This window comes from Natrinema sp. 1APR25-10V2, from assembly GCF_031626495.1.
Taxonomy (GTDB): Archaea; Halobacteriota; Halobacteria; order Halobacteriales; family Natrialbaceae; genus Natrinema.
Genome location: NZ_JAMQOJ010000001.1, coordinates 847122 through 866577, shown reverse-complemented (window position 1 = coordinate 866577; position 19456 = coordinate 847122). Strand labels below are relative to the sequence as shown.

22 protein-coding genes and 1 tRNA gene are annotated in these 19456 nt (G+C 65.6%); 10 read left to right on the top strand and 13 right to left on the bottom strand.

The genetic code is table 11. The features are described 5' to 3' along the window. Positions 1-119: 119 nt before the first annotated feature. Together NDO75_RS04460 and NDO75_RS04455 are read right to left on the bottom strand one after the other, a co-directional pair. Positions 120-659 (bottom strand): CBS domain-containing protein, encoded by a 540-nt coding sequence (locus NDO75_RS04460; RefSeq protein WP_310904888.1) that lies wholly within the window; start codon positions 657-659, stop codon positions 120-122. Between the two features lie 60 nt (positions 660-719). Next, positions 720-1073, bottom strand: a complete 354-nt coding sequence (locus tag NDO75_RS04455; RefSeq protein WP_310904887.1) for a DUF555 domain-containing protein — start codon at positions 1071-1073, stop codon at positions 720-722. 341 nt (positions 1074-1414) lie between these two features. On the opposite strand from NDO75_RS04455, the gene NDO75_RS04450 reads away from it, so the two are divergent. Continuing rightward, the gene (locus tag NDO75_RS04450; protein WP_310904886.1) at positions 1415-1585 is read left to right on the top strand and encodes a hypothetical protein; all 171 of its coding nucleotides are present in this window, start codon (positions 1415-1417) and stop codon (positions 1583-1585) included. 164 nt (positions 1586-1749) lie between these two features. After that, on the top strand, positions 1750-2481 hold the full coding sequence (gene psmB, locus NDO75_RS04445) for an archaeal proteasome endopeptidase complex subunit beta (protein ID WP_310904885.1): 732 nt from the start codon (positions 1750-1752) through the stop codon (positions 2479-2481). 147 nt (positions 2482-2628) lie between these two features. On the opposite strand, the gene NDO75_RS04440 is transcribed toward psmB, so the two are convergent. Further along, positions 2629-2970, bottom strand: coding sequence for a hypothetical protein (locus NDO75_RS04440; RefSeq protein WP_310904884.1), 342 nt, complete (start codon positions 2968-2970; stop codon positions 2629-2631). A 238-nt stretch (positions 2971-3208) separates the two neighbouring features. Then, entirely contained in the window at positions 3209-4324 is a 1116-nt protein-coding gene (locus tag NDO75_RS04435) for a Gfo/Idh/MocA family oxidoreductase (protein ID WP_310904883.1), read from the bottom strand. 278 nt (positions 4325-4602) lie between these two features. On the opposite strand from NDO75_RS04435, the gene NDO75_RS04430 reads away from it, so the two are divergent. Next, positions 4603-5298 carry a ThuA domain-containing protein gene (locus NDO75_RS04430; RefSeq protein ID WP_310904882.1) on the top strand — a complete coding sequence of 232 codons (696 nt, stop codon included), beginning with the start codon at positions 4603-4605 and terminating at the stop codon, positions 5296-5298. Between the two features lie 21 nt (positions 5299-5319). Here the strand turns inward: NDO75_RS04430 and NDO75_RS04425 are convergent, their stop codons facing one another. Then, positions 5320-6171, bottom strand: coding sequence for a translation initiation factor eIF-2B (locus NDO75_RS04425; protein WP_310904881.1), 852 nt, complete (start codon positions 6169-6171; stop codon positions 5320-5322). Between the two features lie 93 nt (positions 6172-6264). On the opposite strand from NDO75_RS04425, the gene NDO75_RS04420 reads away from it, so the two are divergent. From NDO75_RS04420 to NDO75_RS04405, 4 genes are all read left to right on the top strand, one after another. Beyond that, complete coding sequence (locus NDO75_RS04420) at positions 6265-6585, top strand: hypothetical protein (RefSeq protein WP_310904880.1); 321 nt, start codon at positions 6265-6267, stop codon at positions 6583-6585. A gap of 201 nt (positions 6586-6786) precedes the next feature. Beyond that, complete coding sequence (locus NDO75_RS04415; protein WP_310904879.1) at positions 6787-7863, top strand: Mrp/NBP35 family ATP-binding protein; 1077 nt, start codon at positions 6787-6789, stop codon at positions 7861-7863. After that, positions 7860-8126 carry a hypothetical protein gene (locus NDO75_RS04410; protein ID WP_310904878.1) on the top strand — a complete coding sequence of 89 codons (267 nt, stop codon included), beginning with the start codon at positions 7860-7862 and terminating at the stop codon, positions 8124-8126. The genes NDO75_RS04415 and NDO75_RS04410 overlap by 4 nt, the downstream gene beginning before the upstream one ends. Positions 8127-8237: 111 nt before the next feature. Continuing rightward, complete coding sequence (locus NDO75_RS04405) at positions 8238-8840, top strand: uracil-DNA glycosylase (protein WP_310905176.1); 603 nt, start codon at positions 8238-8240, stop codon at positions 8838-8840. Positions 8841-8848: 8 nt separating this feature from the next. On the opposite strand, the gene NDO75_RS04400 is transcribed toward NDO75_RS04405, so the two are convergent. Continuing rightward, a complete protein-coding gene (locus tag NDO75_RS04400) occupies positions 8849-9070 on the bottom strand; it encodes a hypothetical protein (RefSeq protein WP_310904877.1) in 222 nt (73 codons plus the stop codon). A 112-nt stretch (positions 9071-9182) separates the two neighbouring features. On the opposite strand from NDO75_RS04400, the gene NDO75_RS04395 reads away from it, so the two are divergent. Further along, on the top strand, positions 9183-9923 hold the full coding sequence (locus NDO75_RS04395) for a hypothetical protein (RefSeq protein ID WP_310904876.1): 741 nt from the start codon (positions 9183-9185) through the stop codon (positions 9921-9923). Positions 9924-9964: 41 nt separating this feature from the next. Beyond that, positions 9965-10048, top strand: a tRNA-Ser gene (locus tag NDO75_RS04390). A gap of 358 nt (positions 10049-10406) precedes the next feature. On the opposite strand, the gene NDO75_RS04385 is transcribed toward NDO75_RS04390, so the two are convergent. Beyond that, on the bottom strand, positions 10407-11174 hold the full coding sequence (locus NDO75_RS04385; RefSeq protein ID WP_310904875.1) for a hypothetical protein: 768 nt from the start codon (positions 11172-11174) through the stop codon (positions 10407-10409). 74 nt (positions 11175-11248) lie between these two features. Beyond that, positions 11249-12589 (bottom strand): hypothetical protein, encoded by a 1341-nt coding sequence (locus NDO75_RS04380; protein WP_310904874.1) that lies wholly within the window; start codon positions 12587-12589, stop codon positions 11249-11251. Between the two features lie 203 nt (positions 12590-12792). Here NDO75_RS04380 and NDO75_RS04375 point away from each other — a divergent pair, with 203 nt between their 5' ends. Then, positions 12793-13890: a helix-turn-helix domain-containing protein gene (locus NDO75_RS04375; protein WP_310904873.1), complete on the top strand. Its 1098-nt coding sequence runs from the start codon at positions 12793-12795 to the stop codon at positions 13888-13890. 167 nt (positions 13891-14057) lie between these two features. On the opposite strand, the gene citE is transcribed toward NDO75_RS04375, so the two are convergent. From citE to glmS, 5 genes are read right to left on the bottom strand one after another with little or no spacing between them, the layout of a single operon-like run. After that, positions 14058-15101: an L-malyl-CoA/beta-methylmalyl-CoA lyase gene (gene citE, locus NDO75_RS04370; RefSeq protein ID WP_310904872.1), complete on the bottom strand. Its 1044-nt coding sequence runs from the start codon at positions 15099-15101 to the stop codon at positions 14058-14060. 42 nt (positions 15102-15143) lie between these two features. Further along, positions 15144-16208 carry a 2-methylfumaryl-CoA hydratase gene (mch, locus tag NDO75_RS04365; RefSeq protein ID WP_310904871.1) on the bottom strand — a complete coding sequence of 355 codons (1065 nt, stop codon included), beginning with the start codon at positions 16206-16208 and terminating at the stop codon, positions 15144-15146. Then, complete coding sequence (locus NDO75_RS04360; protein ID WP_310904870.1) at positions 16201-17478, bottom strand: methylaspartate ammonia-lyase; 1278 nt, start codon at positions 17476-17478, stop codon at positions 16201-16203. Before NDO75_RS04360 ends, mch begins: the two co-directional genes overlap by 8 nt. Then, on the bottom strand, positions 17479-18912 hold the full coding sequence (locus NDO75_RS04355) for a methylaspartate mutase subunit E (RefSeq protein WP_310904869.1): 1434 nt from the start codon (positions 18910-18912) through the stop codon (positions 17479-17481). 8 nt (positions 18913-18920) lie between these two features. Then, positions 18921-19376, bottom strand: coding sequence for a methylaspartate mutase subunit S (gene glmS / locus NDO75_RS04350; protein WP_310904868.1), 456 nt, complete (start codon positions 19374-19376; stop codon positions 18921-18923). Positions 19377-19456: the final 80 nt, after the last annotated feature.

Below are 19456 nucleotides of genomic sequence, written 5' to 3'. Positions count from 1 at the left end.
GACGGAATACACACCGCGCGATTCCCAGCGACTCGGTACGACCGTTCGCGCGAAGTAGCTCGAGACGGGAGCGTAATCGACCGGTGCGAACCGAAGTCGCCGCGAACGGTATCGGCCGATCAGGACAGCCGCGCGGCGATGTCCGCCTCGGTGATGATGCCGACGGTCTCGCCGGCTTCGGTGATCATCACGGCCTTGTAGTGCTCGAGCAGGTTACTGATCTCGTCTAACGTCGCGTCCTTCGAGACGGTCGGGAAACTCTCGCTCATGTGTTCCTCGACGGGTTCGTCGCGGTCCTCGGAGTCGAGGTGGACCAGATCGGTCTGGCTGATCGAGCCGACCGGAATGCCGTCCTGGATGACGGCCAACTGCGAGTAGGCCTCCTCCTCCATCTCGCGGGCGGCCTCGCTGACCGGATCGTCGGGGGCGACGCTGACGACGGCCTCGTTCATCAGGTCCGCAGCGCGGATCACGTCGCTCTCGGCCTTCTCTAAGGCGTTGACGATCCGGCGGAGCGTCGACAGGCGCGGGTCGACGTCGCCGCCCTCGATACGGGCGATCAGCGGCTGTGAGACGTCTGCTTTGTCCGCGAGTTCGCTCTGGGTGAGCCCGAGCTCGGTACGGCGCTGCCGGAGGTCAGCGGGCGTCGGGAGTTCCATGTGACTAAATAACCGAGGGTTATAGAAAGAGCTTTGGGTCGATCGCGCGCCCGCCTCGTATCAGTCCTCGTCCGGAACCTCGGCGACCTCGACGACCGACAGCGGCACGTCCCGCAACGCGCCGCCGACCTCGCTTTTCGCGATTCGGGAGGCGTGTTCCTCGCCGTCGGCGTTGAAGACCTCCATCTCGAGGCCGAGGCCGACGAGCGCGGTGTCGGCGGCGATAAACGCGGAGTCGAACGGCTCGCCGCAGGCCGGACAGCCCGTCGCACCGACCTCGACTTCGACGTAGTCCATGTCTTCGCTGTTGAGTCGCTTCCCGGCTTCGCTGACGGCGACACCGATCGCGTCGTCGATCTCCTCGACGTCACGAACGAGCCATGCCGCCTCCATCGCGACGAGGTAGTTGCTCATACGTAATGGTCGGTCCGGGGGGTTTCCTGCTTTGCGGTTCGCCGCCGTCCATCGCCACTGAGCCGTGTTCACACGGCGGCCGTGACGGCCTCACAGGCGCGCGCCGCCGGTTCGCCGGTGCGCACGTGAATCGAATAATGCCCATAACTTACGGGAAATCCGCCGGTCGATTGCCGCCACCATAGCCGTACATCGACTCGAGTGCGCCTCCAGTTGCGCTCATCGAAAGCGAACTTGAATCGCAAGCAGGCGGCGACCCGATTGAGAGCGATAGATAATGATGAAATTATTTTTTCAAGAAGGCTTATATATCCCCTCCGTCTGGGCACGGCTGAACGCAGATGATATCCCGCGTGTACCACGCGACCCTGTTCGCCCTGTACCAGCTATGTATCGTGATCGGCATCGTCGCGATGCCGCTCGCGATCGCCGCCCGACAGGCCGGGCTGACCCTACCGATCCACCGCGTCCTCGCGAACGTCGAGGAGGCGTACGAGGCGACCCAACCCTGATCGGTTAGCTACGTTCCGCGTTTTCCGTTCCTCGTTCGCCGAGCGACCGCGTTTCGAGCGCACTGACCGGCGCTCGAGCCGACTTCGTCTCGCGACCGCTGGAAGCGGAAACGAGGGCGGTGACCGCCGGTGTTTTATACCGTCCCGGTCGTATCCTTCCGGTAATGCGCACGCCCACACACGACTCCGACTTCTCCCGGACGGTCGACCAGTTGGCCGACGATCCGAACCCCTACGAGCCGGAGATCGGCTCCCTGCCGGAGAACGATCTGACGCGGGCCGACCTCGAGAACGTGAACAAGACCGGGACGACGACGATCGGTATTTCGACGGCCGACGGCGTCGTCATCGCGACGGACATGCGCGCCAGCCTCGGCGGGCGGTTCGTCTCGAACAAGAACGTCCAGAAGGTCGAGCAGATCCACCCCACCGGCGCGCTCACGCTCGTCGGCAGCGTCGGCGGTGCCCAATCGTTCATCTCGAGTCTCCGCGCCGAGGTCAACCTCTACGAAGCCCGCCGCGGCGAGAACATGAGCATCGACGCGCTCGCGACGCTGGCGGGCAACTTCGCCCGCGGCGGCCCGTTCTTCGCCATCCACCCGATTCTGGGCGGCGTCGACGAGGAGGGCAGCCACGTCTACAGCATCGATCCCGCCGGCGGCGTCATGGAAGACGACTACACCGTCACCGGCTCCGGGATGCAGCTCGCCTACGGTCACCTCGAGCAGGCCTACGAACCGGACATGTCAAACGAAGAGGCGAAGACGGTCGCCGCCCGCGGCATCAAGTCGGCCGTCGAGCGCGACACCGGCTCCGGGAACGGCGTCTTCCTCTGTGAGATCACCGACGAGGGCGTCGATATCCACGGCCACCACGACTTCGACGACGTCCTGTAAGCGACGACGGCCGTAGTGTGCAGTGCGTCGAGTCGCCCACGACTCGTTTTTGCTCGCAGCGCAGAGACCGACACAGCTAGTTCTCTCACCTCGGCCGGCATCGAAAACGGGTGCTCGGTCGCTCGACGAGCAACGCGTGACGCGGTGTCAGGCAGTATCTGGGACGCTAACGAGCACGTCGCGGGGCTCGGTCGCGTACTCGAGGCGAACAGTGTACGTGAGACCGGCGAGGACCGTCATGCAGAAACCGGAGCCGCTCTCGAGCGAGAGGTCAACCACGTCACCGTACTTGCTACGATGGATGCCGTCGACAGCGACCTCGTGGCACGGCGTCGGGGCGACCGTGTAGCCGTTGATCTCGACGACGCCGTCGCCCAGATACTCGACGGTGTACTCGTCGGTGCCGTCCGCGTTGCCAGAGTTGGTAGTCGAGTCGACGGAGACGATTCTGGGACCGTCGCTGATGTCGGCGGTCGCCGACGTCGTCATTGCAGTTCCTGCGAGAAGCGATGCGCCAGTCGCTTTCAGTGCGTTTCGGCGATTCATTTCGTTCTACGACCACACTACTTTAGACTGAAATTTTATCTAGCAGATCATGATAGTACTGTGACGCACTCACCAGTCAGTAGCGATCGGCACCAGCCCCGGAAACCGATCGATCCGCGGTGGGATCGGCGAGAGAAAGGGATGAAAATCGGGGCATCGGCGGTATCGGGAAGCGACCGAGCTACGAGATCCGCGTCGTCTGCTCGAGTTCGATGTCGCTCTCTTTGGGCTGCGTCGCCCGACCGGTCTCGCTCGAGCGGTAGATCGCGTCGATAACGCGTTGGACGGTCAGCGCCTCCTCGATGGTGTTGGTCTCCGGCGTTGCGCCCGCGGCGACGGCTGCGAGAAAGGCCTCGTCTTGTTCGGCGTACCCGGTCATCGCGGCGTCGCCGGTCATGTCGACGTCGGAATAGTGGTCGCAGCCGGCAGTCCCGGCCTCGAGGATCCGTAGGTCGGTATCGCCGATGTCGAACTCCGCGCCAGCCTGCGTGCCGCGAACCCGGAAGTCCATGCTCTCCTCGCGATTGGTCGCCCACGCGGCCTCGAGAGAGATCGTCTGGCCGTCGGCGGTGCGAATGAAGGCACTGACGGAGTCGTCGACCTCGTAGGTTTCGGCCTCGGCGTTCCAGTTGTCGCCGAAGCCGTCGGGGTCGGCGTACTCCTCGCTGGTGCCGAACGTGGTTCGCGTGACGCCGCTGACTTCAGTGATTTCGGGGAAATCGAGCGCGTAGAGAGCGAGATCGAGGGCGTGGACGCCGATGTCGAGCAGTGCGCCGCCACCGGCGAGTTCGGAATCGGTGAACCAGGAGCCCGGACCGGGAACGCCGCGCCGCCGGACGTACTTGGCCTCGACGTGCGTGAGGTCGCCGAAGCGGCCGCGGGCGTGCTGTTCGTCGAACATGGCCATCGACGCCGCGTAGCGGTTGTGGAAGCCGACCATACAGATGCCGTCGGCTCTGGCCGCCGCGGCGGCGATCCGTTCTGCGCTCTCTAACGTGTGGGCGAGCGGCTTCTCGACGAGGACGTCGCGGCCGGCCTCGAGTGCGGCGACGGCGATCGGTTCGTGGAACCGGTTCGGTGTCGTCACGATGACGGCATCGACCGCGTCGTCGACGACGAGTTCCTCGTGGGTCTCGTAGGTCGTCGCGCCGAACTCACCGGCGAACCGTTCGCGTTGCTCGGGAACGAGATCCGCGCCGGCGACGACGTCCGCGCCGAGTTCGCGGACGCTTCTGGCGTGTAGGTTCCCCATTCCGCCAAGGCCGACGATACCGACGCCGATACTGTCGTCGATCATCGCTCAACCCCCGATTTCGTAGACGCGGCGGCAAAGGAGCGGTAAGAAACGAACCATTTCGATGACGTTTGAGTGCGATCCCGGTCCATGAAGAGAAGCAGTCGGCGATCAAAATAAGGGTTGTGACCGATTAATCTATACAATCGACTCACCATTCACGCAGAACTAGACGATTACTTTCCACTGGGCGCTATTGGTACGATAATATGACTTTTTGTCGAGAATGTCATCGATGCTGACCGTTCGAGCTAAGGGCAGTGGCGATGGAGGCATCTGTCATGGCTGCCGTCACGATCTGGAACGAGTACCGACACGAACGCGAGGACGACGAGGTCGCAGCCGTCTACCCCGACGGGATCCACACGACGCTCGCCGACGCGCTCGCCGACGAACACACGGTCCGAACCGCGACGCTCGAGGAGCCCGACCACGGACTTTCCGACGACGTTCTCGAGTCGACGGACGTGCTGGTGTGGTGGGGCCACGAGGCCCACGACGAAGTCGACGACGAGGTCGTCGACCGGGTTCAGGAGCGCGTCCTCGCGGGAATGGGGCTGATCGCGCTTCACTCGAGCCACTACGCGAAGATCTTCAAGCGACTTATGGGAACGTCCTGCAGCCTGCAGTACCGCGAGGACGGCGGGACCGAGCGTCTGTGGGTCGTCGATCCGGGCCATCGGATCGCCGACGGGCTGGGGGAGTCGATCGATCTCCCGCGATCGGAGATGTATGGCGAGCCGTTCGACGTCCCCGAACCCGACCGACTGGTGTTCGTCAGCTGGTTCGAGGGCGGCGAGGTGTTCCGCAGCGGCTGTTGTTATCGCCGCGGCAGTGGCCGAATCTTCTACTTCCGACCGGGTCACGAGACGTACCCGATCTACGAGAACGAGGAGATCCGGCGCGTGCTTCGCAACGCGGTCGCGTGGGCGAGCCCGACGGACGGTTCGCCCCGGACGTTCGGACAGCGAGAGTAGTGTTTCACCGCGCTCGCGCGGTCAGAACGGTCGCCGACCCTCGTCGGTGATCACGCTCTCGAGCAACTCGACCGGCGTCGCGTCGTAGGCAGGATTCTCGACGGCGAATCCGTCGGCGGGCTCGGCCATTACCTCGCTCCCCGGACGGAACTCGTTCTCGAAGACGAACCCTTCGCTGACGATCTTCGAAGCCGAGCCGAGGACGGTGACCGGGACGTCTCTCTGGGCGGCCGTCGCCGCGATCGGGAACGTACCGACGCGGTTGTAGAGCGTGTCGTCGACGATACAGTCCATGCCGACGACGACGCGGTCGCACTCCTCGAGGTAGATTCCGTGGGCGCTGTCGGTCAACAGCGTCGCCTCGACGCCCTCCATGTCGGCCAGCGTCCGGGCGGTCTTGCGCCCGAGGTAGCGGGGCCGGGCCTCGGTGACGTAGACGTCGAACGTCTTGCCGGCCGCGGTCGCCTGCTCGAGCGCCTCGAGCACCGTCGAGGAGTAGTCGTGAGTCAGCAGCGTCGCACCGTCCGAAAGGTGCTCGACGGCGTTTTCGGCCGCCAGTCGTTTGCCGGACTCGATCCGGGTGACGACCTCCTCGATCTTCTCGGTCGTGAACCGCTGGGCAGCCTCGACATTGTCGAGATCGGCATCAGTCACGTCGTCGACGACCTCGCGAACGGCGTTCTGCAGCGAGGCGTGGGACGGGTTCGCTCGCCGCAGGACGGAGCCGTTGCGCTCGAGCGCGCGGGTGTACTCCTCGACGGTGGCGAACTCCCGCTCGGTTAGCTCCTCGAGGGCTCGCGCGGCGTTTACCGCCACTACCGAGGAGCTGTGGGTCTGCATCTCGCGGATTTCCTCGGCCGTCTCGTCGATCATACGTGGACGAATTCCCGTCAGCGGGAAAGGTGTTCCGGGTAGCGACACCGCGCGAGCCACAGCCTTACGTCTGCGAACGCCCTAGGACGGTCGATGACAGTCACCGTTCGATACACCTGCCCTCACTGCGACGCCGTCGTGAGCGTCGAGCGCCGGCCCGACCTCGCGGACCGCTCCGTGACCACGACGCCGCAACCGGGCTGGGAGTACGCCGACCCGGACGACGACTTCGAGGACGCCGACGGGATCGAGTTCATCTGCGGCGAGGACGGCCCCGTCACCGACCTCGAGGGCGATCCGGTCGAGGGCTGTGGCCGCCCGTTTTATCTCAACTTCGTCCGTTACGAGCAGGGGGTCGAACTCGAGCCCGATCCGCCGACCTACGGCGGGCCGCGGTTCGATTTCAACGCGTAAGGCGAAATGCACGAGCGTTGCACCCCCGAGCGGCCAGCAGTATGGCGCTTTGCGCCGTAAGGGCCTGCGCCTCTGTGGTAGGGAGCGAGTGGCTTTTTTAGTCCAGATTTTGTCGGAGTCCTCGGGCGGCGTTGCCGCCCTCGGACCCCGACAAAAAGGTGGGAACACAACCCTTTTCGACGCCCGGAAGTAGGTAGAGACATGGACGAAGCCGCCGTTCGCGACCGCCTTCGGGCGGTCGACGATCCCGAACTCGGCGACGACATCGTTTCGCTCGGACTCGTCAACGACATCGACGTCGACGGCGACGAGGTCCACGTCGACCTCGCACTTGGCGCACCGTACTCGCCGGCCGAGAGCGACATCGCCGCGGACGTTCGCCGGGAGCTGACCGGCGCAGGGCTCGAGCCGGAGCTCACCGCCAGCGTGCCCGACCGGGACGACCTCACCAGCGAGGATCAGGTACTGCCGAACGTCAAGAACGTCATCGCCGTCGCCTCCGGCAAGGGCGGCGTCGGCAAGTCGACCGTCGCGGTCAACCTCGCGGCGGGGCTCTCGCAGCTCGGTGCCCGCGTCGGCCTCTTCGACGCCGACGTCTACGGCCCGAACGTCCCGCGGATGGTCGACGCCGACGAGCCGCCGATGGCCACCGAGGACGAGACGCTCGTCCCGCCCGAGAAGTACGGCGTGAAACTGATGAGCATGGCCTTCCTCACCGGCGAGGACGACCCCGTCATCTGGCGCGGTCCGATGGTCCACAAAGTCATCACACAACTGACGGAGGACGTCGAGTGGGGCCACCTCGACTACCTCGTGGTCGACCTCCCGCCGGGGACCGGCGACACCCAGCTGACGATGCTCCAGACGATGCCCGTCACCGGCGCGGTCATCGTCACGACGCCACAGGACGTGGCGCTAGACGACGCCCGCAAGGGCCTCGAGATGTTCGCCAAACACGACACTGTCGTGCTGGGAATCGCCGAGAACATGTCGACGTTCGCCTGCCCCGACTGCGGCGGCGAGCACGACATCTTCGGCTCCGGTGGCGGCGAGGAGTTCGCCGCGGAACACGAACTCCCCTTCCTCGGCTCGATCCCGCTCGATCCGGCCGTTCGTGAGGGCGGCGACGGCGGAAAGCCCACCGTGCTGAAAGACGAGGACGCCACCAGCGACGCCCTGCGAACGATCACGGAGAACGTCGCGAATAACACCGGCATCGTCCACCGACAGGGGATCTCCCAGACCCGACGGAACGAGGCCGCCTCGCCCGACCGATGAGCCCCGGCGGAGCGGACGGCGACGACGGCCGGGAAGCGGACACCGCCGCCGACGGCTTCGCGCCCGACCCCGAACGCGTCGAACTCCTGCGTGAGGTCGCCGACGACATCCGCGGCGACTCGAGCGAGAGCAAACAGCTCGCGAACATTCTCTACCGGACCAGCGACTTGTACGACGATTCCGAGGAAACCACTCCCGAAGAGATCGTCCGCAACGTGAAGTACATTCTCGAGGTGAACGAACGCGGCGGCCTCGAGCGCTGACCGCCCGTCGTTCACCGAGCCCGACCCGGCGTCGGGCGCGTCGCTTTTGAGTACGCCCCTCGAGAAGCGAACGTGGACGCGAATCAGGAGTCTCGAGCGAACCCCTTCGGTATGGACGAGGAGTGTCCGAACTGTCCGGCGCTCTGCGAGACGCGCACGCAGGTGGTCCACGGCTACGGCGACGTGGGCGCTGACTTCCTGTTCGTCGGCGAACGGCCGACGACGCGGGCCGACGAGACCGGCGTTCCCTTCGCCGGCGCGGGCGGCAGCGACGGCGCCGGTGGGTTACGGCGAATGCTCGAGCGGCTCGGCCTCTGTACCGTCGACTCGCCGGCCGATCGCCCCGAACTCGAGAACGTCTACCTGACGAATCTCACGCGCTGTCGCGACCCCGACCGGCGGCCGACCGACGAGGAGATCGGCAACTGCGAACCCTACCTCAACGCAGAGATACGGATGATCAACCCCGAGATCCTCGTTCCCGTCGGCGAGCGCGCGCTGGCCGAACTCGGAACCGAATACACGACGACGCCGGCCGACGACCTCGCGCTCCCCGACGACCACGCCGCGAGAATTCGGGGACGGGGATTCGAACTCGTCCCGATGATCGACCCTCGCGAGCAGTCCGACGACCAGACGCAGGCGTGGCTCGAGGCCTTCGTCGAGCTGATGGCGTCGGATTATCGGCAAACGAAAGGACGGCGGGAACGGTAAGAAATCGATTACCAGTAGGGGTTTTCGCGCCAGCGTCGCGAGCCAGCGCCGAGTGCGGTCAGCCCGCCGACGACGAGGACTGCGACGACCAGAATGGCGATCGACGGCACCAGATAGACGCCGGTGGGAGGATTGATCAGATAGCCGCTGCCAAAGCCGAAGACACCGAGTACTGCCAGCGCGGCGATCACGACCGTCGCGAACAGTCCGGCGATCGTTCGTTCGTCCATACCGTCTCGGAGACACTACTGCATAATAATTCATCGCTATTTGCACCGTAGCGGAGAGGCGTAGAGTGACGGAAGCGCCGCGTTCAAGAACCGCGCGCCCGGAGTCCAGAATATGATCGTCGTCGTCCCGGTCGATCCACCACGGGAGGGACTCGTTCTGTCGTCGCTCGTCGAAACGACCCCGCTGTCCGCCGCCGAGGCCTCCTCGCTCTACGAGGCCACCGTCGCCGACGTCCTGTGGGCCGTCGCACAGAGCGGCGGCGACCTCCTCGTTAACTATCGCGACGCCGGGACCCTGCCCGCGGAGTACGCGGACGGTGACCCCGAGGCCGAGGTTCGGGCACTCACCCTCGAGGCGCTCGGCGAGGACGCCGAGGTGCGGTTCGAGCGCCAGGTCGGCTCGAACCGCTCGGCCCGCGTCGGCAACACCGTCACGCACCTGCTCGAGCGGGAGGACGCCCAGAGCGTTGGGGTGCTCGAGCCGACGGTGCCGCTCGGTAACCGAACGGAGATCGACGGCGCGGCGATGTCGCTCCGGCGCCACGACGTGGTACTGGGGCCGTCTTCTGACGGTCGGACCTACTTCGCGGGCTTTTCCGAACCGATCGACTTCGAGGACGCGTACGCGACCCCCGAACTGTCCACGTTGGCCCAGCGTGGGGCTGATGCCGGCCTCGGCGTCGGTTTCTCGCCGATGCTGCCGACCGTGGCGACGCCGACCGGGCTGCGGGCGACCGTCGCGGGCCTCGAGGCCCGCCGAGCCGCTGGGCGACCGGGAGCCGAGGCGACGGCGGCGCTCGTGGACGATCTGGGAATTCGAGTCGGGGACGACGGCGGGCTTGAGCGCGAGTAGACCGACAACCCTTTTTGAACGTACGGAGAACCGAAAGACGAGGTGGGGTGGCAGAGCGGCCTAACGCGCCTGCCTTGAGAGCAGGTGGCTGTCAAGCCTCATGGGTTCAAATCCCATCCCCACCGTTGCTGTCGCGAACAATTCCGTGAGCGACAGCAAAACCGAGGGATTTGAACTACGGAACGAGGGAGCAACGCGACCGACGTTCAGGTGGTTCAAATCCCATCCCCACCGTTTTCCGCGAGAGAACACGACGAGCAGAGCGAGGAGTCTCTCGAGCGGAAACCGAAACGGTGGGATTTGAATCAGACCAGTCGCGCACAGCGGAGCGAGTACGTCTGGGCGTGGTTCGAATCCCATCCCCACCGTTGCTGTCGCGAACAATTCCGTGAGCGACAGCGAAACCGATGAACCGCGAGCGGTACCGTGTTCCGGATTTCGTGCCCGTTCTAACCGAGGGCGGCGACAGCGCCGCGAGTAGCGTTACCGTCGGTTTTGATCGCGGATCGTCAGTACCGCCGTCCCGCCCAGCACCGCGAGGGCGGCGATCCCGACGCCGAACCCGGGGACGCTCGAGCTGGCACCGCCGTCGGCCGCCGAGTCACCGTCCGTCGGGGCGAACGTGGCTTCGAACCCGTCGAACGAAGCCGAGCCGTCCCACGTCGCGGCGTTGTCTCCACGATCGGAGGGTTCCGGCGTTACCGTCTCGAGTGCATAGCCGTCGGGCCCGGCGACGCGGAACGTGCGCTCGAGCGCGAACTCGCTGTCGAACGGTTCGCTGAGGACGAGTCGGTCGCCGTCCTGTGCTGCGAGTCCCTCCCAGGTCACCGACAGCGCGACGATCCCGGTGTCGTTTCGCTCGGTGAACGAAATGGCGGCGTCGCGGATCGCCATCGATCGCCCGGTCTCGTTTTCGGCGCTGGAGGCGATGCCGTCCATCCGCGCGGCGAACCGCTCCGCTCGCTGTTCGCGCCCCGTCTCGTTCGCGCGGAGGGCCTCGAACGCGCGCCGTTCACCGTCGGTGGTTAGATCGAACGTCGTGGTGAGGGTGACCTGGCCCGTCCCCTCAGCGTCGAGCGCCACGACGAACGCGGGTTCGGTCGGTACCGTCTCCGTCGGCTGATTCGCGTTCGCTCCCGTCGCTGCAGCGACCGGCGCGGTTGCGAGCAGTGCGATCACAACGAGGACGCACGCGAAGCGAACTCGCTGCCGTCCCGTTCGTGCCAGAGATCCATCGTCAGTCGTCGTCATAGATTACGTATTTCGAGTGATATCGGCGACCGTCACGAGCCGATCCGAACGTCGATTTCGGCTCGAGCGATAGCTCAGTCGTCGTCTCCGTCGGAATCGGTCCGCTCCGTCTCGTCGTCCGCGTCCTCATCGTCTCGGTCGTCATCGTCCGTCGGCTCGTCCTCCTCGCCCTCGGTCGTGACGAGCGAGCCGTCCCGAATCACGTACTCGGTTTCGGCTTCGGACTCGCCCTCACGGACGGTCAGTTCGAGGTCTTCGGTCTCGTTCGCGTCGACGGTGAACGTCACCGTCCCGTCAGCGTCGGTGGTACCGACCGATCGGTCATTCGCGTCGACCGTCGCGTTCGCGACGCCTGAGCCGTCCGCGGTAACGGTCACCGTCACGGTGTCGCCGTCGAGCGTCGCATCGACGGTCAGCGCTCGAGCGTCGGTCTCGTCGTCTTCTCGCTCGTCGTCCTCTCGCTCATCATCGTCGTCCCGCTCGTCTTCGTCACGGGCTTCGATCTCCTCCTCGAGTTTGTACACGTCGCCCGACGAGCCGTCGACTCGCACTTCGGCTTCACCTGTCTGGGCGGTCGCGTTCTCGAGGGCGAACTCGAACTCGTAGGCACCCTCGTCGTCTTTCACGTTCGATTCGACGTGGACCCAGCTACCGCGTTCGGGCGTCGAGAGCGCCGCCTGAGCCGTCTCGAGGGCGGCGGACTGGCTCACCGAGATAGTATCGTCGTCGTCGCGCTCGCGTTCGAGTTCACGCGACCGTTCACCGTCTTCGCCTTTCACCTCGATGGAGAGCCCGCCGGCGGTCTCGAGTTCGACCTCGCCCTGCGATTCGCCGGTGAACCGCTCTAGCAGCGCCTTCGCACCGCTTCCGCTGACGCTGCTCAGGTTGTCCATCGAGTCGTCGAGCGTCCGTAGTTCGGACGCAGAGACGTTCGACGCTCGCTGCTGGAGCTGTGCGTAGCTGTCTGCGAGGTTCGCCGCCCGCGCGTTCAACGTCGCGATCCGCTGGGCGTACTCGGACTTGCTCATCTCGCCCGCCTCGTACTCCTCGGTGGCCTCCTCGTACTCCTCGCGGACGTCCTCGGCGCGATCGCGGAGTTCCTCCGCGCGCTCGGCGACGGCCTCGGCGCGCTCCTCGTCGTCGGCGCTCTCGACGGACATCTCGAACGCGGTGTTCTCGAAGTCCGTCCGGACCTCGTCGCTCGAGACGTCGATAACTGTCGAGAGCTGCTGGCCGACCGTGACGTCCACGCTCGAGTCCGAATCGTTCGTCGCGTTCTCCTGTACCACCATCGCGGCCGCCGCGCCCGAATTCGCGCGCGAGTGCGACTGGCCGACGCTTGCTGCAGTCGCCGGGACGGCCATCCCGGCGACGAGCACTGCGATTAGTACGGCGCCGATCGCTGTTCGTCTCATCGTACGAGACACTCTCGGAATATCTGGTGATAAACCGGACCGATGTCTGAAGCGACTTGCAGCCGTTTTCGGTGGGAGTTGCGGACGTTTGCAGCCATTTGCACGCAATTTTATTCGGGGACTGCAAGGCCGTTCGATCCCAAGCCGATCCGAGTTTTTCGGCCGTCGAACTTATATAAACGTCATCTAAACAGATCGGACGAATGGAGAGTTCGCGGGGAGGTGGGTCGGCAGCGTTCGCGGCACTCGGTATCCTTTGCCTCGTGCTCGGAACGCTGATCGTGCCCGCGGGGACCGCCGGTGCAGCGACGCGGCAGGCGGAGCCGGAACCGGACAACACCGTCACCCGAATCGACGTATCCGAGAACGGCTCGGCCCGCTGGACGATCCAAATCAGGACGCGTCTCGATACCGACGAACGCGTCGACGAGTACGAAGCGTTCCGAGACCGCTTTCGCAACGACACTGCGCGGTATCTCGACCCCTTCCGGGCACGAATGCGCGGTGTCGTCGCCAGCGCGGCGAACGCGACTGGCCGGGAGATGCACGCCACAGAGTTCACCGCGACGACCAGCGTTCAGGAAGTCCCGCGTCGCTGGGGCGTCGTCACCTACCGGTTCACCTGGACGAACTTCGGCGCTCGAGCGAACGAATCGGTCGTCGTCGGTGATGTCTTCCAGGGCGGCTTTTTCATCGCGGCCAACGACACGCTCGCGGTCGAGGGGCCCGCAGAATACGAAATCGATCGCGTAGAGCCAGCTCCCGACAGCCGAGGTGAGGGGTCAGTAACGTGGGCCGGCAGAGAGAGTTTCGAGGACGAACACCCGTCCATCGCCTTCGCCCCGACCGGTAACGACGCCGAGACCCAGTCCGCAGCAAGCAGCGCCGCGACGCCGACCCCGTTCGGCGGCAGCGGGCTCGCGGTCTCGCTCGTCGGCGTCGTCTCGCTCGTCGTCGCCGCCGCGTACGCGATCAGTCGACGCCGCCGGCGTTCCGGCGAGACCGGACAGTCGACGACGCCTGGCCGTGGGGAGCCGCCGGACGCGGCGCCGGAGACGCCTGCCGGATCGGCGACACAGTCCGACGACCGAGCATCGACACCGGTCATGACCGACGAGGAACGCGTTCTGGCGCTGCTCGAGGAAAACGGCGGCCGTATGCGGCAGGCGGCGATCGACGACGAGTTCGATTGGTCGACCTCGAAGACGTCCCGCGTCATCGGATCGATGGTCGAGAAGGGAGCGGTCGAAAAACGCAGGATCGGCCGAGAAAACCTGATCGACCTCGCGGACGACGAATAACGGCCTTCGGTCACACTATCTCGAACGGCGTCGGTTGCGGACCGAGCGAGAGCGCTCTGTTCGAGGATCAGGCTGGTCGATCACCGGCAAACAGCAACTGTCGACGCCCCTCGACTTCGAAAACGGAAATCGGGACGGTAGCGAACGCTGTCGCAGCTGCCGCGAGCTCAGTTATAGGAGAGCTCGAGCTCGCGGGCTCGCGTCAGCAGGTCGTCGTCGTAGTACTCCTCGGTCTGGCCGGGGCGCATCTCGTCGATGGCGCGGACCTGCTGGACCGTGTTCTTGAAGTTCTTGAACGTGGCCTCGTCGACCATCTGGCCGTCGAGCGTGACCGCGCCGGTCCCTTCGCGCTTGGCTTCGTTGAACCGCTCGATCTTGCTCACGTCGCGCTCGAGCTCCTCGGGGGTGGGCATGTGGACGGTGTTGGCCTGAATCGTCTGTTTGGGGTACAGCGACCAAGAGCCGTCGAGCCCGAGTTGGGCCTCGTGTTCGACCTGATCCGCGTACTCGTCGGCGTTGTAGTAGGTCAGCCCGGCGCGCTCCTTGAACAGGTCGTCGAAGGGGCCGCCGATCGAGAGCAGGCCCGCGGCGCTGGCCTCGTTCGAGAGGGCCTCGAGCAGGCCGTCCCAGCGGGGCATGCCGTCGCCGAGGTCGCGGCCGCCGAGTTCGGCGGCGTAGTCGACCGGGCCGAAGATGAGCGCGGTGAGCCGGGAGTCCTCGCCGAACTTGGAGATCTCGCGCAGGTCGGAGCGAGCGCGGCCGGTCTCGATGATGATCGAGAGGCCGATGGAACCGTCCTCGTAGCCGTGCTCGGCCTCGGCCTCGGCGACGACTTCGGCGGCGCGCTCGACGTCCTCGAGGCGGCCGACCTTGGGGACGACGACGCCGTCGATCTCGTCGCCGATCTCGGCGACGAGCCGGTCGATCTGGTCGCGGCCCTTCTCGCAGTACTCCTCGTCCTCGTAGCTCCACTCGACGCGGGGCCAGATCTCGCCGGGGAAGTCGTACTCCGGGACCTTCTCGATGGTGTTCTCGAGCCCCTCGGCTTTCATGTTCGGCGCGGTGCCGTCTTCCATGTCGGGGACGAGCCAGTCGGGTGCCTGGAAGCCCTCGGCCTCCAGCGCGGAGACGAGGTACTTCGCGGAGTCGTCTTTCGGAACGGCGGCCGGTGCGGTCTGGAACGTACGGCAGAGTCGGATGTCGTCAGTCATGTGTTCGTAGTTGTCTGCGGTCGTTTGTGACAATCGATCGTGTTAGTTAGAACGCTTTCGAATCTCGGCGGTCCGAGTCCCCGAATAGACGGGTTCGTCGTCCTGGTTGAACGCGATGTGCTCGAAGGTGACGGTCCCCGCCTCGTCGCTCGAGGCGTCGTCGGCGGCCTCGATAACGCGCGTGAAGGCGTAGACGGTGTCGCCCACCGCGACGAACGTGTGGAACGATTCGTCGTCGAAGCCGACCTCGCGCCAGGTCTCTTCGTCGGAGCGGGCGTGGCCGAGCGCCGTCGAGCGGGTCACGTCGCCGTAGGTGACGATGTTGCCCGACGGCGAGTCGGACATCACGTCGACGTTGTGGTGCTGTTTGGCCGTGTTCAGCGTCGCCAGTGGCAGCGAAGCGACGGTCACGTCGTCCTGCGTGCGGCCGCGCTCGTGGCGGTAGGCGACGGCGGCGTTCTCGTCGTCGGCCGCCTCGAGAGCCTCGACGAAGTCCTCGAAATATCCTCCGTCGGGAGCGATGAACTCCTCGGGAAGGTCGGGACCGTCTTCGTCGCCTTCGGCTGTGGCAGCGCCGCTCCCGTCGGTCGCGAGGGGCTCGCGGCGGGGAATCATGTTCGTCCGTTCGTAGGAGCAGAGCACGTCGCCGGTCTCGGCGTCCGTGCCGCGGGTGCGCCAGGAGACGATGCCGTACTCGGGTCGGGAGCTCGAGGTGGCGCAGTTGACGACCTCGCTCTCGACGTGGAGTTCGGTGCCGGTGTAGACCGGCGCAGTGGGGAACCGCACGTCAGTGCGACCGAGGAAGTAGCCACCCTTCTCGCTCAGGTCCTCGACGGTGATGCCGAGAGTCGCAGCGGTCAGGTAGTCGGGGTGGACCGGCGGCTCGTCGAAGCCCCGTTCCTCGGCGGCGTCGGTCCGCCAGTAGGCGGGGTCGTGGTTGAGCGTCTGGCCCATCCACTGCTCGTTGCCGAACTGGGTGAGCGTGAGCCCGGGGTCGTGTTCGATGACGTCGCCTTCCTCGAAGTCCTCGAAGCAGTTCCCCTTCTCCTTGGTCTCGACCTGCTCGAGCGCCTGTGCGAACGTGTCGGGATCCGTCCAGTCAGTCATCTGCTGTCACCTCGTCAGTGTCGGCCGTTAACTGTTCTCGTTCTCGTCGGGCGATCGCCCGCCGCATCTCGTTTTCGACGATCATGTAGCCCTCGTCGAAGCCCATGCCGGGCTTTGCGAGTACCTGCGCGGCGTTGGTCGCGAGCGCGACGTGGGCACAGGCACGTGCGGAGGTCTCCGTTTCGTTGCAGGTCCCACCGAGATAGGCGCGGGTGTCGGTCCCCTCGCAGTAGCGGACCGCCTGCCCGCTGCGGTGGATGCCGCCCAGATCGGGCGTCTTGACCTGCACGAGGTCCGCAGCCCCGGCGTCGACGAACGCCTGCACGTCCTCGAAGGTGTTACACCACTCGTCGGCCACGATGTCGACGCCGACGTTGGCGTCGGCCAACCCCTCGCGGAGTTCGACCATCGCGTCGATCTGGTCGGCGCGGTTGCCGACGTCCATCGGCCCCTCGATCTGGATCGGGAACGGCGCGGCGGCCTCCTCGAGCGCGGCGAAGTAGTCGACGACCTCGTCGCGGTCGTAGGGGGCACCGAAGATCTCCCCGATCATGCCGTAGACGTCGATGTGGAACCGGGGCTCGTACCCCTCGGGGCCGAGTTCCTGGGAGCGCTCGACCAGCCACTCGACGTACTCGAGGAGGACCTCGCCGTTCTCGCCGATCTTCTCGACGCTGTTGATCAGCGCGTGTGGCAGCACGGGGACGCCCTTGACGAACATCTTCTCCGTGTTGTTGTAGCGGTCGTCGCCGGACTGGCCGAAGACCGGCACCGGCTCCGTCGCGGGCTCGGTACCGAGCGCGTCCGCGATAACGTCCGTCTGCGTCGTGTTCTCGGCTTCGGCGGCGGCGGCGAGCAGCGCCTGCGAGACGCCGTATCGGATCGCCGTGTGAAGCCGGTCGCCGTCGACCTGCATGTCCTCGAGCAACTCGGCGTTGTCGAGGAACGCGGTGGCGTCCCGTCCCTCGAGTTCGTCGGCGACGGGGCCCTCGATGACCGGGGCGTACTCCTCGGCCTGGAACAGCGGATCTCGTCCGCCGGCACCGGAGTACTGGACCGCGGCGCAGTCGCCCCGCACCACGGTCCCGTCGGCGAGTTCGATGTCGACGATGATCGTCTCGCCGGCCTGTCGAATCTCGTCGAAGCCGTCGGTGACGGGCTCGCCCTCGTAGGTGAACCCGTCCTGCGTTGCTCCCTGCTTGATCGCGCGCTGGTCGTCGAAGAAGAACCCGGAGTAACCGGGCGTGGCGTAAATTCCTGTAATCTCCATTTAAACGTCACCCTGTGGTCGGCCGATGAGCTTCCCGTCGCTGATCGCGTCGACGTCGTCCGCGACCATGCGGAACGACTGGTCGCGGCCCTCGGTGTCGGCGCGCTGCGAGAGTCGAGCCTTGTGAATCTCCTTGATATCGTCGTCCATCTCGAGGTCGGCCCACTCGAAGATGCGGACGCGACCGTCGTCGTCGCGGGCCGGGAGGACGGCTCCCCGCGCGCTGTCGCTGGGCGCGAAGGGAACGTCGAGCGCCCCGGAGTCGAAGGCCTTGAGCGTCCCCTGGACGACGTCGCCGTCGCCGTGCTCGAAGATGGTGTCCATCAGACACCGGGTCTCGCGCTCGATGAGGTCCTGTTCCTCCTCGATGCCGTCGATGTCGATCTTCTGTTCGATCGCCATGTCGATGACCTGTCGCGTGGTGCGCAGGCCCGAGGCGTTGGCCTCCTTGGTCGGAACCCCCTGGAACTCCTGTGGGGACTTCGTGATGACCTTGTCGGGCTGGGCGATAGCGGCGGTCATGCCGCCGAGGCTGATCACGCCGTTGGCGCGGGCCTCGTCCGGCGGGAAGCCGCCCATCCACTCGTGGAAGACGGTGGTGACGACGACCTCGTCGGGCAGGTACTCGTTGCCCAGCTTTTTGAGCGCGTTCAGGGCGGCCACGTCCTGAACGACGTTCCCGACCTGCCCGTAGCCGAGCGTGATCGAGCGCACGCCCTGCGTGGCGGCGAGCTTGCCCTCGACCAGCATGATCGCGATGGCGATCGACGGCGGGACGAGCGTCCCCGTGAGGGGGCCGAACGGCTCGCGGTTGATCCGCACGCCGCGTTCCGTGTACGCGCCGGCCAGCCGGTCGACGAACTGCCACTTCTCGATGGTCTCCTCTAATCCGTGGCGCTTCGTGTAGGGGATGTTGTAAGAAATCGGCCCCCCTTCGAAACTCTGGAAGCCGCCGGCGAAGGTGATCGCCGCGAGCAGCCGGGCGTCCGGCGTGCCGTGACGGACCTCGATCGGCGCGTCGATCGCGTCGATCAGCTTCCGGCAGCCGTCGACGCCGTGATTGACCGCGGGGAAGCCGTTCAGGGTGTCGTCACCCGTCTCCCGGGCCTTCTCGAGGCCCTGCTGGGCCTTCTCGTACTCGTTGTCGCGCGTGTACGAGTCGATCGTGGTCGGCAGGAGGTCGGCCTGGCCTTCCTGATGAAGATACTGTAAGAGTTCGATCTGGTCTTCGAGCCGGGGAACGCCGGCCCGCGGCTGGAGCAGCGGTTTGTCGGCCGACTCGAGGACGTCGGCGAACCGCTTGTGGTCGGGCAGCGACTCGTGGTACTCGATGGCTTCCTCGAAGTCGACGTCTTCGCCCGTCGGCCAGTTCGACCGAATCTCTTCGTCGATACGCTGTAGCTCGTCGGATGGAATGCGTTCGTCTCGTATCATCTAGACATCTAAGAACTGATAGTTGCCCGCTCGGACTCCGTCGGCTTGATCTGGAGGTCTTCGCGGAGTGCGGCAATCGCGTCCTCGGGATCGGTCTCGGAGTCGAAGACCCGATCGAACCCGAGCTTCCGGAACGTCTTGCGGGTCTGCTCGAAGTCGTCCTGCCCGACGGCGAGGTTGCCGCCGATGTAGCTGACCGCGTCGACGTCCGCGTCCTCGAGGACGCTGTGGAATCCCTGGCAGTCCTGCTCGGCGTGGCCGTAGAGCGAAGAGACCAGTACAGCCTCGGCGTCGTGAGCTACCGCAGCCTCGGCGAACTCCTCCTGGGAGGTCTGGACACCGAGGTTCACGACATCGAAGCCGGCTGCACTGAAGGCTTGCTCGAGGATTGTGATGCCAACGACGTGGGCATCGGAGCCGATCACGCCGAGGACGACCGTTTGGGACATCGTATCCAGAACCATGAGGGACTCCGGTATAAACCTAATGATCTTCCATGATAATACACCTTAAACGTCCTAGCAGCGTCCCAATGGTGGGTGTT